Source organism: Stomatohabitans albus (genome assembly GCF_036336025.1).
Lineage (GTDB): Bacteria > Actinomycetota > Nitriliruptoria > Euzebyales > Euzebyaceae > Stomatohabitans > Stomatohabitans albus.
Genome location: NZ_JAYKKE010000003.1, coordinates 198,224 through 210,636 on the forward strand (window position 1 = coordinate 198,224; position 12,413 = coordinate 210,636).

Consider the following 12,413-nt stretch of genomic DNA (forward strand, 5'->3'; position numbering starts at 1 on the left):
TGGAGGCAATTTTGGGATATATACAGCCGCTTAGCGCTTACATCAAGGGTGTTTAGCATGATTCTGATCGGTTATCGAGTAGGGGTAACGGCACCAGGTGTGAGTGGAATTGAGGCGCATTTATACCGCGTTACATCACCGCAAATGAATTACAACCAGTTAGGTCAGATTACTAACCGGCATATGGGAATGGCCGATAAATAGGGGTCCAATCACAAGAGGAAGTGTTATGACTCTGCGTTCTGCTAGAAATGCGTATGCCTCTGCTGCTGTTGAAACAGTGGCCCCTGAAAAACTGCTCATCATGCTCTTTGATGCGTTGGTACGCAATCTGGTGCAAGCCGAAGCAGCCATTGACGACCAAAACAGCACCGTGGCCCATGAAAAACTGATTGTGGCCCAAGACATTGTGGGTGAACTGATCTCCAGTTTGAACCCCGATGGGTTCGAAGGTGGCCAACAACTGCTGGGGCTCTACACCTTTATGTATGGTGAATTGATTGACGCCAATCTCAACAAGTCCAAAGCCAAGGTGATGGGGGTGCGTAGCCTCGTTGAACCATTGGCAGAAACCTGGCGTCAAGCCGCAACTACCCTTGCTGAATCAGGACCCGACTCACCGTCAATGGATTCAATCAGCGTTGCAGGCTAATGGCATCCATCACGAATAATGACGGAAAGGATGCCTGGGTTGACACCCTGAGCGACTTTCAGCACCACCTCGATACGGTGGCTGAACAGGTAGCGAACGGCCTGGTCACTGAGCCACCAACCTGGGAACCACCGGCTGGGTTAGGACCACTCCCCCATGAGCTTGCGCCGCTAGCTTACCGCCTGGCTGAACAGTACAACGACCTCCTTGAGGCTCTGCGTCAGGCGATGATCACAACCCGCCAAGAACTTGACGGGTTACATCGTCCAGCGGCACAAACCTATCGTCACGCCGCCCGTCCTTCGATGCTTGACGAGCAGGCGTGACCCGCGGATAGTTGAAAACCTGTGGAGCTCAGTTTCTAAAATCTGGCTCCACGTTTGTGATGTTCTCCACGCCGGATAGCCGTATCGATGGCTTCACTAATGGCTTCGCGGTGGGCCTCTTCACGTTTGCGAGCATTGCCCACGATGTCGGCCACCATGTCGAGCACCTTCTCAGGAGGTAGCTCGCGCAAGGTGTCGCCATACTGATCAACGATACGTACCATCAATTCGCGCAATTCCTTGTGGATAGAAACACGCAACTCTGGTGGTATCTCGGAATCTAATAGCGGTTGCGCATTTCTTATGAACTGCGATTTCTTTCGTTCTTTATCTACATTCAGGTCAACAGTGGTCGATTCTTCTTGCCCCGGAACAGGCAGTATCTGCAAGCTTTGCGGAACGGCGTTCGCAAAGGCAGAAGGGATAACTCCGTTTAAGGGTTCCATTTCTCATCCTTGAGCTAAACGCTTTACACCGTTGGATAACGTCACCATGAGGCCTTTGCTAAAGGCCCAAAATCCGACCCGAAACGGTCCACTAATGGGGCAGCACGTTCTCAAGAATCGGTTCCAAATGGAAAGATGCTTGCGCTAAGCTCCATGCGATGCCTTCGTTGCCTGATCCGGATGAGTTGCGTGCAAGAATCACGCCTGTCTCACCCATTGATGATGACCTTGCCCGTGAATTGCAGTCACTCAGCCCAGAACGCCGACGTGAAGAACGCCGTAAACGCAATATCCCGGTTGCGGTAGAACGCCGTCGAGCGAACCGCCGAGCCACCCAACTTGCACCGGATAATTCGTTCTTGGGTGTGGCCGTGGTTTTGGATGACACCCCACTCTTTATTGAAGGGCTAAGCTCCATCTTGCGCCCTATGGGGTTGCGCATGGTTGACGCCAATAATGATTTAAACAACATCGACCAGTTCATCCGTGATCGCCTTGATTTAGTCATCATCGGCCAGTATGAGGCCGACACATCAACGGTTGCCGAATACGTTAAACAGTTAGTCGGTCGCCCAAACGGTCAACCGGCAGCCATTTTGGCCATACTCACCCAGCTTGATCCCGCCCATCTGCGCAAGCTGTTATCACGCGGCATTCCAGGGATCATTGAACGCACCGCCACACCAGAAGATCTCCGAGCGGCAGTCGCCCGGTTACTGGCCGGTGATCGGGTCCTGTCAGGCCGTCCACTTGCGGTGCTGGCATCAACAGGGCTCAACCCAACACCCGATGAACTGGGTATCCAAGAAATGCCAAATCCCTTAACTCCAAAAGAGATGGAAGTGCTCGCCCAGCTTGCGACCTATGGCACCAACCGATCCATTGCGAACGCCCTCCACGTGTCCGAAGCCACCGTAAAAACCCATCTCGCAAGTATCTATAACAAATTAGATGTACCAGGTAGACGAGAAGCGGTGCTTGTAGCCGTTGAACGGGGTCTTTTACAATAGGGCGCATCTCCCCCATCCACTCAGGTTAATTCGTGAAGGGTCGATAAGAACGCATCTGTTTTGTTATCTAGCGAGGTTCCCGTGAGCTACGCCGACATGTCCAATATCCTCTGGCGACAACGCCAGTTGCTTGAGTTGTTGCAGTTCAAACTAGAAAGTGAACAGGCGCTTATGGCCGCAGGTAAAACCCGCTGGCTGACCCACTCCACCCGAGAAATAGAAATGGTTGTGGAAGAGGTTCGCCAAGCCGACCTAGTGCGGGCCATGGAAGTTGAAAAACTATGCCGTGAACTGAACGTTACTGAACCTCCGACACTGAGTGCCCTTGTAGCCGTCCTTCCCGAACCTTGGGATGCCATTTTTGAAGAGCACCGCCAAGCGTTCCTCAAAGCGACAGGTGAGATTGTAGCCCTAGCTGAGCACAACCGAGAGAGCCTCGCCAAGGGCTATCAGGCTGCCCAAGATGCCCTCAGTGCATTTGGCGGCAATACCGAACGGGTCGACACCTATTCACGTGCCGGCCAGCAAGTGAGTACGCGCGCATCAAATGCGGCACGACTCCTTGATGAATCAATGTAACGAACGCTAAGGGCATCAGTGTGTGTGCCGATTCATATTGGACACACACTCATGGATGAGGAGATACAGATGGTTTCCACCTTTGGTGGGATCAATATTGCGCACTCTGCGTTGATGACCAGCCGTATGGCGCTAGAGGTCTCAGGCCAGAACATCGCCAATATGAAAGATCCCAATTATTCGCAACAAGTTGTACGTACCGACTCGAAGTTCTTGTCGTCATCGGGTGTATTCGCTGGACAGCAAGCGTCATTTGATGGTATTGGGATCACGCAGCTCTCTCGTGTCACCGACCAGTTCCTCATCGGTCGCCATAATGCTGAGCTGTCATCTGAAGGATTCAAGAAAGAACGCGTCGATCTCCTTGTGGGGGTTGAACGCACCTACAACGAACCGAGTGACCACGGGCTGACCCAAACCCTATCGGCGTTCTGGGATTCTTGGGATTCGTTGGCCGCTACACCACAGGATCAGGCCGCAAAAACAGCGGTGATTCGTCGTGGTGAAGCTGTTGCTGAGTCTATTCACTACGCGGCGAACAACCTCGATGCCGTGCGCGAGAACCATTACAAGCGCCTCGAAGGGGCCACTGAAGAAGCAAATGCCCTCATCAAGGGTATTGCGAACTTAAACCGTGAGATTAGTGCCAACTCTTTAGAAAAGAAGTTCCCACCGAATGAACTCCTCGACAAGCGAGACACCTTGGTACGTGAGCTGAGCTCCCTGGCCAAAGTCACGGTGAGTTTCTCCAAAACAGATGAACTCTTTGTGCACCTGAATGGGGTAGGTGTCGTTGGTGGCGGCGGGACCTATTCCCTGTTACGCGCAGAAAAAGTTCACGATGCGACCAACCCAGCGAATTTCACCGCCCGTCTCCTTGTGGGCACAGATGTCGCCAACCAACGCCCTATTGAGTTAAAAGATGGTCGCCTCGCTGCCTTGTACGACTCAATTAACCATGAGATTCCTGAGCAGCAAGCCGGTTTGGATAAGGTTGCTTACACCTTGTACACCCAGGTCAACGAACTGCATCTCCAAGGCCGTTCCTACAGCGGCACCGCAAATAACGCTGCTGATACCGAGAGCCGAGAGTTCTTTGCCTACCCTGGCAAAAAACTGGCCTACGAGAATGGCAAGTTGAAGAACACCACGGATAACCGTGATGCTGATATTGCCGACTTCAACGGTATTTCACGCTCAATTCAAGTGAACTCGGTGCTGCGCACTGATTCCAAGTTAGTAGCTACCCGTTGGGCCACCCCCACAGCTGGTGGCGGTGCACCCACCGTCGAAGGCCCGTTGGGGAATAAGGCTGCGGTAAAGATTGCTGAGCTGGCGAGCAAGAGCGATGGTGCCGATGCCACCTACCGCAACACACTCACCAACCTTGGGGTCAAGAGTCGATCAGCTCAAACAAGTCTCGATCAGCAAAAAGCCCAAACCAAACGGGCAAATGAAGAGCGTCTGAGCGTGAGCGGGGTAAACGCCGATGAAGAAACCCTTAATATGGCTGCGCAGCTCAAGGCGTATCAGGCTGCGGCTCGTTACATGAACACGCTGGACACAATGCTCGACACCTTAATCAACGGCACCGGCCGCGTCGGGAGGTAATGATGCGTATCACCCAAACCACGATGACCGCTAACGCCATGTACAACCTGCAAAACGGGTTGAACCGTATGCAGGACTTGAATAACAAGTTGAGTACTGGCCTTGATGTCACCAAGCCATCTGACAGTCCCGAACGCTTTTTAACCGGTCAGCAGAGTCGGTCAACGCTGGCACGCACCGAAACTTATATTCGTAACGCAGATAACGCCCAAGCGTGGCTGCGAGTCGCCGACTCAGCGATGCAAGATGCCGTCACCCGACTGCACCGGGTTGAGCAACTCGCCATTCGAGGCGCAAACTCAACCCACGACGAAACCGGTCGTCGTGCCCTTGCCGTTGAAATTCGCTCGATGCGTCAAGGATTCCTCGAAATCACCGAAACGGAATATGCCGGCCGCAAGATTTTTGCAGGTACTGCAGATATCACCGATGGGGTGTATGCCGACCAAGCGATTGGGACGAACCCCAAATATGCCTTCAACGGCAACAGTGAACCCGTCTTTCGAACGATCGGCCCAGATACCTCTGTCAACATTGCTCCAAATACCGCTCGCGCATTTGGAAGCGGAGATAAAAGCCTTTTTGCTACGCTCGACCAACTTGCGGACGATATTGAAGCAGGCCGTATCGATGATGTCCGTTCAGCCCTCACCAAAATCGGTGAGCACCGAGAGGGAATGTTGGACGCCATCGCCGAATCCGGCACCATTTTGAACCGCGTAGAAGGTTTGCGCGCCCGCGCTGTGGACCAGACCGCTGCACTAAAGAATCATAAGTCAGAAGCTGAAAGTACTGACCTAGCTGAGACGACCGTACAGGTGATGACACAAAAAGTTGCCTACGAAGCCGCTTTAGCTGCAACGAGTAAGGTGATCCAACCATCATTAATGGACTTCCTGCGCTAAGTTCTACCCAAGCAGTTTGTACCTAAGGACATCAACATGTTTTCTGCGCTGGCCGATCCCGGCACGGTTATCCCCCTCAGCTTCGTTGCCGCTATGCCCGGTTTCCCTGACGTATCAGGATGGGGTATAGCCAATTGGGGCGACCCAGAAAGCCCATTTAAAACACTGAGTGCAATCGACGGTAAGGGTCCCTCCTTTGTGATGGTCGAGCTTGGCGTATTTTGGCCAACCGCTGAAATTGAACTCGATGAAACAACGATCGAATTATTAGGTATCGAATCGCCTGAAGATGTCGCCCTCTTTGCCATCTTGACACTCGGAGACTCACTCGAAACAACGACCGCCAATCTCCTTGGCCCCATCGTGGTGAACGTCAATAATCAACATGCCGTGCAGATGATCCGTACCAACACGCATCACTCAACTCGTGAGCCGTTGATTCCTCAAGCTAGCTAACTCCAGTGATTCAAACAGGCTGGACATCTTGTCCAGCCTCTTCTCGTTCCACGGTAGGCATCTGCTCGCAGCCAACAACCGAGCGGTGTAGTGATACCTACCAGAACTAGCCAAATGCCTACGTAGTGTACGTAGGCATTTCATTCTCCTTTGACTCACGAAATTCGATGAGGTGCCGATACCACTCAACGAGCCGGAATCCCGGAAGACGATGAAGGAGGGCGACATCCCATGCCAGATATCACAATGAACGCACTACACAGTGCCCTTAGTGGTCTGGCGACCCGCCAACGGATGTATGCCAAGAACATCGCCAACGTGGATACCCCCGGCTATGTCGCTGGACGTGTGCAATTTGAAGAAGCGCTCTCTGGCGCGATTCGCCGCTTTGATAAGGCCGGCAATCGCACCTACGCCGGGCCAACTCATTCAAGCGCACTTGATCGCGTTCAAGGCCCCAACCAGCGTGCCGGGTTTCAGGCTGCGGTTGGACGAGTCAAAGCGGCAACAACCCATAGTGCTCAAGGCACTCGCATGAACGGTGCCAATGTGAACTTGGACGATGAAGTGATCGGTCAAGAACAAACCACATTGGCCTACCAAACCGTTCTGCAAGCCATGGATGGCAAATTCCGTCTCCTTCGTACATCGATCACGGGGTAGTAAACATGTTCGGTGCACTCCAAACCGCGCACTCAGGTGTTCGCGTGGCCCGCATCTGGATGGATGCAACCAGCGACAACATCGCCAATGTCAATACGGTTCGCTCAACCGCCGACCCGGCCTTTCAAGCACGCTACGTCGTTGCACAAGCCATTGAAGGTCGCACCAACGGAGTTGGCTCAGGAGCACGTGTAGCTGCAATCCGCTACGGATCTGCAGAAGGACGTCTGGCAAGTTGGCCTGACCACCCCCTTGCAGACGCAAACGGTCTTGTGCGTATGCCAGACGTAGACATGAGTACGGAAATGACGAACCTGATTATGAGTCAACGCTCATACCAAGCAAACCTGCAGGTTGTTCGTACCGCTCGTGAGGCCTATCAGAGTGCCTTGCAGCTTGGCCGCAAGTAATCACCCGGCCAGCGCTACTAATCACCAGGCCAGCACTACGTCGGTTGCTATCCAGTCGTAAAGGACATCTATGCCATCCTCTATTCCCAATATTGGTATGACCACCACACCTGGGGTCACCCCGCTTACCAATTTGGTTTCTGGTGCGTCTCAACCCACCATCGGCCGGTTTAATCATGGTATTCAAGGCTTCGACGCCTTCGCCAAACCAACAGCTGCCGGTGCCGTGGACGCTCCTGCTGCGAGCCGTTTTCAGACAGCACTGACCGGTGCAATCAACCAGCTCTCAGAAACGCACGCAACCGCAGACGCCTTGGCCGAACAAGCCGCTACAGGTACGTTGACCGATATTCATGATTACATGGTTGCGTCAACACAAGCACAGATTTCTACCGAGTTCGCCGTCAATCTCCGGAATCGGGCCCTTGAATCCTTTAATGAGATCATGAGGATGCAGGTCTGATGAGCGCCGTAGAGACCTCTAGTAGTAGTACGCAACTGGTCACGAAAGTTCGTGACCGTGCCCACACCACCTTTCGTGATTTCACTCGCGGCCAGAAGGTTGTGACCTTTATCGCCATGATTGCGGTACTGGCGACCGCCTATTGGGCGTTTACCACAATCACCAAACCTGAAATGGCGTTGCTCTATTCCAACCTGAGCGCCGGTGAAGCCGCCACGATGACTGAATCATTGAAGAAGCAGGGCGTGGAGTACGAACTCGCTGAAGGTGATAACGGCACTACAACGATCCGAGTCCCTGAAGATGACCAGGCGCGGTTGCGGATGGAGATGGCCGCCAATGGGTCACTCAAAACCGACAAAACGGGGTATTCGCTCCTTGATAACACCTCAATTACAACGAGCGATTTCCTCCAGCAAGTCAACTACCGTCGTGCGGTTGAAGGGGAGCTATCAAAAACGATTTCATCGTTGAATGGGGTTAACGGGGCAACCGTGCACCTTTCTATCCCTAAAAAAGATCTGTTTAATGACGACGACGTCAAACCAACGGCAGCTGTTGTGTTAAATATGGCTGACGAAAATGCGTTATCCTCTACCCAAGTTCAAAGTGTGGTGAACCTGGTTGCAGGGGCCGTAGACGGATTATCTCCCAAAGATGTAACCGTCACCGACCAGACCGGCGCTGCCCTCGCGGACCCCGCAAACGGTGTGGGTGGTGGCAGTGCGGTGGATGATGCCACCGCAGCGTTGGAAGAACGTCTGGCCAAAAAGATTGAACAGCAGCTTGGGGCTTCTGTTGGTGCAGAAAATGTGAAGGCGACCGTCACCGTGACGGTGAATAAGAATGCGTCAAATATCACCCGTGAAACCTTTGGGAAGCCAGAAGCTGGTCCAAACCAAACAGGGATTGCGCTGCAAACAACCCAAAGTGCACAGACTTATCAAGGTGATGGGGGTACGCCCGTGGGCATTCTTGGCCCTGATGGGGCACCGATTGCCGGCGTGCAGAATCCGAATACAACCTATACGGGTGATGACCAGAACACGACCTATGCGGTTGATCGCACAGTCGAAGAAACCACCCAAGGTGGTGGTTCAGTGGAACGGATCACCGTTGGTGTGCTCGTTAATGCCGATGCAACCCAAGCCACTCCTGCCCAGTTAACTCCGCTTGTTCAGGCCGCAATCGGGTTTGACGCCCAGCGTGGAGACCTTGTGGTTGTGAATGCCGCACCCTTTGACAAGTCCGCTGCAGAGGCAGCCGCCAAAGCCGCCGAAGAGGCCCTTGCTGCGACAAACCAAGAACGCATGATGAGCCTTATTCGTTCTGTGGTCCTGGGTATCTTGATTCTGGCCGTCTTGATCTTTGCGTTCTTGACTACCCGAAAGGCACGCCGAAAGGAAGAGCCGGTACCCATTGACATTCCAGAATTAGATGTCATTGAAGATTGGGATGAAGAACCCGAGATTGTGCACGAAATCGACCCTGGCCCTTCCGTAATTGATGAAGTGGACGACCTGATGGACCGCCAACTCGATGACACCGTAGGTGTGGTACGCGGCTGGATGGCCGCACGCTAAGCCCAACGATTGATACGCCTCATCTAACGCCGTTTTCTCGATGAAACCGCTACAAATCGGGGTGTTTCAGCCGATTGTGCACCCATCGTAATCCCGCCATGTGTTGCCCAAGGAGGTGAGCATCAATGTCAAGCACTGAACTTGCAACCAAACTGACCGGACCTCAGAAAGTTGCGATTTTGCTAATGAGCGTTGGCAAAGAACGCTCCGCCACCGTACTCAAGCAGCTACCAGAAGACGAAGTAGCTGAAATTGCTGGTGAAATCGCACGCTTGCAAACCGTACCCGCCGAAACGGTAGAACAAGTCCTCACCGAGTTCCGTGAAACGATGCACGCAAAAGTCAATATGGCCCGTGGTGGCGCCGACTTTGCGCGTGAAATGCTCGAAGCATCCCTAGGGACAGCCAAAGCATTTGAAATCATGGACTTGCTCAGTGCCCAACTCGTAGAAGCCCCCTTTGAGTTTCTACGCAACGCAGATCCTCGCCAGGTCCAAGGCTTTATTGCTGACGAACATCCGCAGACGATTGCCCTTGTCCTTGCCCACATGATGCCAGAAGCGGCAGCTTTAGTGTTGAGTTCATTTAACGAAGGGCTGCAACGTGATGTGGCGATTCGTCTCGCCAAGATGGACCGAACTAGCCCCGAAGTGATTGAACGTGTGGAGTCTGTGTTGAAACGCAAACTCTCCACCGTCAATATCAGCAATGATTTCTCAGAAACCGGCGGTATCCAGAGCCTTGTGGATATTTTGAACCGTTCAGACCGGTCCACTGAACGCCTCATTTTGGAGGGCTTAGAAAATACCGATGAGGACTTGGCCGACGAGATTCGCCAGCTCATGTTCGTCTTTGAGGACATCACTACCCTTGATGACCGTGCCGTCCAGTTGATTTTGCGTCAGGTTGATAATAAGGATCTCGCTACTGCGTTGAAGGGGATGCCACAGGTTGTCCTTGACAAGATCACCCGCAATATGAGTGAACGTGCCGCAGAAACCCTACTCGATGAGATTCAATATATGGGTCCGGTTCGTTTGAAGGATGTTGAAACGGCACAAGGCTCTATCGTGCGCATCATCCGTACCTTGGAAGAAGCAGGTCAAGTACAACTCAGCCGCTCGAATGATGAGTTTGTCGAATAGGTTTCTGCTTTTTTCACGTGATCCTTCTCCCCTCGGCTTGGTGGCCGATTAATCACCTGCCTGAGTAAGCACCCGATTGGGTCGAGTAACGTCAAAGGAACCATGCCAAATCGTAAGCCGCGTCGCGTTGCCATCATGCGGGGGGCCTCTATTGAACAAGAGGTCATCGAACATGATGTTGCCGGGTACTTACCTGCGTCGATTAATGCCGCCAATGATGAGGCTGCTCGGATTAAAGCTGAGCAAGAACGCGGGTTCAAAGTGGGATTCGACCGTGGCCGTGATGAGGGATACAAAGAGGTTGTTGCCCAAAACCGTGAATGGGTCAAACGGTGTCAAGCTGCCGTTGAAGCGATTGAAGCTGCCGCCGCTGATCTGCGTTCTCGTGAAGAAAGCGCCCTCCATCATGTTGCTGACCAAACTGCGATGCTGAGCCTGCTTATTGCCGAGCAGATTCTGCAACGCGATGTTGCCCTCCAAGCAAATCCTGGATTGGACGCGATTAAACGGATTTTGGGTGACCTTCCCGATGACGGGCCACTCCAGATTCATCTCTCTCCGGACGATATTGAAACCCTCGACGATGTTCAAAACCTCTTCGTTGGTCGTGAGTTTACGGTGCTTCCCGATGCCGCCGTTGAGAGCGGCTCTGCCCTCGTTCGCTCAAACGCAACCACCATTGATGGCAATATCGCCACCGCCCTCGAACGTGCTCGTCAACAGCTTCGCTAATACACCATGATGATTCAACCGAGTGACCTTGAAAGCCCACTTGACTTGATGGCGGCGCGCATTGCCAAGGCCGTGAAACCAGAAGTAAGTGGGCGGGTAAGTCGAGTGCTTGGGCTCAACATGGAAGTTGACGGCCTCCAAGTTGCCCTCGGCGAAGCGATTGATGTGTTTACCGGCGACCGCCGTCTCCCCTGTGAAGTCGTTGCCCTCACTGAAACCGGTGCCATTGTGATGCCGCTTGGCGATATGACCGGTGTTGCTGTTGGTGACCGGGTGTTGGCCACCGGTCACGCCCGAACCTTGCGCGTCGGCTCAGACTTATTGGGACGGATCCTCGATGGGCTTGGAAATCCCATTGATGACGGCCCGCGCCTCGGTAAGCGCGGGTCGGATAGTCGGGCAGTCACCGTTGAGGGCACCCCACCCCACCCGCTACGCCGACAAAAAGTTGACCAGTATCTTCCGCTTGGGGTGCGTGCCATTGACACGCTCATACCTTGTGGAAAAGGCCAGCGCATGGGTATTTTCGCTGGTTCTGGCGTAGGGAAATCAAGCCTGCTCAGCATGATTGCCCGTGGTGCCCAGGCTGACGTCAACGTGCTGGCACTGATCGGTGAACGTGGGCGTGAGGTTCGTGAGTTCATCGAACACGACCTCGGTCCAGAAGGCCTAGCCCGTTCCATAGTGGTCGTGGCCACAAGCGACCAACCCGCCCTGGTGCGAATGCGTGCAGCGTACACCGCAACACGTATTGCTGAGTATTTCCGTGATTTGGGTCAAGACGTCGTCCTGATGATGGACTCACTCACCCGTTTTGCAATGGCCCAACGTGAGATCGGGCTAAGTGCCGGTGAGCCACCGGCCACCCGTGGCTATCCCCCCAGTGTGTTTGGGGAAATGCCCAAGCTGCTCGAACGAGCCGGTGCCGGGGAAACCGGTTCTATTACTGGCCTTTACACGGTACTCGTCGAAGGGGACGACCTTCAAGATCCGATTGGGGATACGGCACGCTCCATCCTCGATGGCCATATTGTGCTGAGTCGAAAATTGGCCACAGCCGGGCACTTTCCTACGATTGATGTCCTTGAGTCGGCGTCACGTGTTGCGAACCGCGTAACCACAAAAGAACAACGTGACCTTGCAACTGAACTGCGTCGTCTCCTCGCCGCCTACCGTGATGCCCGCGACTTGATTGACATTGGCGCCTATGTGCCTGGTTCCAACCCGGAGGTGGACCGTGCGATTGAGTTGAACGATCAAATCAACTTGTTCTTGCGCCAAGACCTCGAGGACTTGACCTTAGCTGATTATTCCTGGCAGGCCATCGCACAGATCCTCGGCAAGGCTGTACCCAACGCCTTACCGGCAGGCATGGCGTAGGCACCATATAGCCCCACCACTGTTGCGTTCCTATCTGGGAGCACCACCGCCG

The 12,413-nt window shown here is 53.6% G+C and carries 15 protein-coding genes; 14 read left to right on the forward strand and 1 reads right to left on the reverse strand.

The window, feature by feature from the left end:
- Window positions 1-229 precede the first annotated feature (229 nt).
- Window positions 230-652 carry a flagellar export chaperone FliS gene (gene fliS, locus VCU37_RS08590; RefSeq protein WP_336250236.1) on the forward strand — a complete coding sequence of 141 codons (423 nt, stop codon included), beginning with the start codon at window positions 230-232 and terminating at the stop codon, window positions 650-652.
- Window positions 652-978: a hypothetical protein gene (locus VCU37_RS08595; protein ID WP_336250237.1), complete on the forward strand. Its 327-nt coding sequence runs from the start codon at window positions 652-654 to the stop codon at window positions 976-978. Before fliS ends, VCU37_RS08595 begins: the two co-directional genes overlap by 1 nt.
- 35 nt (window positions 979-1,013) lie before the next feature.
- Here the strand turns inward: VCU37_RS08595 and VCU37_RS08600 are convergent, their stop codons facing one another.
- Complete coding sequence (locus VCU37_RS08600; protein WP_336250238.1) at window positions 1,014-1,424, reverse strand: flagellar protein FlaG; 411 nt, start codon at window positions 1,422-1,424, stop codon at window positions 1,014-1,016.
- 158 nt (window positions 1,425-1,582) lie between these two features.
- Between VCU37_RS08600 and VCU37_RS08605 the strand changes: the two genes are divergently transcribed.
- From VCU37_RS08605 to VCU37_RS08660, 12 genes are all read left to right on the forward strand, one after another.
- The gene (locus VCU37_RS08605; protein ID WP_336250239.1) at window positions 1,583-2,434 is read left to right on the forward strand and encodes a response regulator transcription factor; all 852 of its coding nucleotides are present in this window, start codon (window positions 1,583-1,585) and stop codon (window positions 2,432-2,434) included.
- A gap of 96 nt (window positions 2,435-2,530) precedes the next feature.
- Complete coding sequence (locus VCU37_RS08610; RefSeq protein ID WP_336250240.1) at window positions 2,531-3,013, forward strand: flagellar protein FlgN; 483 nt, start codon at window positions 2,531-2,533, stop codon at window positions 3,011-3,013.
- A 69-nt stretch (window positions 3,014-3,082) separates the two neighbouring features.
- A complete protein-coding gene (gene flgK / locus VCU37_RS08615; protein ID WP_336250241.1) occupies window positions 3,083-4,624 on the forward strand; it encodes a flagellar hook-associated protein FlgK in 1,542 nt (513 codons plus the stop codon).
- On the forward strand, window positions 4,624-5,529 hold the full coding sequence (locus VCU37_RS08620; RefSeq protein ID WP_336250242.1) for a flagellin N-terminal helical domain-containing protein: 906 nt from the start codon (window positions 4,624-4,626) through the stop codon (window positions 5,527-5,529). Before flgK ends, VCU37_RS08620 begins: the two co-directional genes overlap by 1 nt.
- Before the next feature lie 36 nt (window positions 5,530-5,565).
- Window positions 5,566-5,985: a flagellar assembly protein FliW gene (locus VCU37_RS08625; RefSeq protein WP_336250243.1), complete on the forward strand. Its 420-nt coding sequence runs from the start codon at window positions 5,566-5,568 to the stop codon at window positions 5,983-5,985.
- 231 nt (window positions 5,986-6,216) lie between these two features.
- The gene (gene flgB / locus VCU37_RS08630; RefSeq protein ID WP_336250244.1) at window positions 6,217-6,648 is read left to right on the forward strand and encodes a flagellar basal body rod protein FlgB; all 432 of its coding nucleotides are present in this window, start codon (window positions 6,217-6,219) and stop codon (window positions 6,646-6,648) included.
- Between the two features lie 5 nt (window positions 6,649-6,653).
- On the forward strand, window positions 6,654-7,058 hold the full coding sequence (locus VCU37_RS08635) for a flagellar basal body rod protein FlgC (protein WP_336250245.1): 405 nt from the start codon (window positions 6,654-6,656) through the stop codon (window positions 7,056-7,058).
- A gap of 70 nt (window positions 7,059-7,128) precedes the next feature.
- Window positions 7,129-7,521, forward strand: coding sequence for a flagellar hook-basal body complex protein FliE (gene fliE, locus VCU37_RS08640; RefSeq protein ID WP_336250246.1), 393 nt, complete (start codon window positions 7,129-7,131; stop codon window positions 7,519-7,521).
- On the forward strand, window positions 7,521-9,104 hold the full coding sequence (gene fliF, locus VCU37_RS08645) for a flagellar basal-body MS-ring/collar protein FliF (protein WP_336250247.1): 1,584 nt from the start codon (window positions 7,521-7,523) through the stop codon (window positions 9,102-9,104). Before fliE ends, fliF begins: the two co-directional genes overlap by 1 nt.
- A 125-nt stretch (window positions 9,105-9,229) precedes the next feature.
- Entirely contained in the window at window positions 9,230-10,249 is a 1,020-nt protein-coding gene (gene fliG, locus VCU37_RS08650; protein ID WP_336250248.1) for a flagellar motor switch protein FliG, read from the forward strand.
- Window positions 10,250-10,351: 102 nt separating this feature from the next.
- Window positions 10,352-10,981, forward strand: coding sequence for a FliH/SctL family protein (locus tag VCU37_RS08655; RefSeq protein ID WP_336250249.1), 630 nt, complete (start codon window positions 10,352-10,354; stop codon window positions 10,979-10,981).
- A gap of 9 nt (window positions 10,982-10,990) precedes the next feature.
- Window positions 10,991-12,361, forward strand: a complete 1,371-nt coding sequence (locus VCU37_RS08660) for a FliI/YscN family ATPase (protein WP_336250271.1) — start codon at window positions 10,991-10,993, stop codon at window positions 12,359-12,361.
- Window positions 12,362-12,413 lie beyond the last annotated feature (52 nt).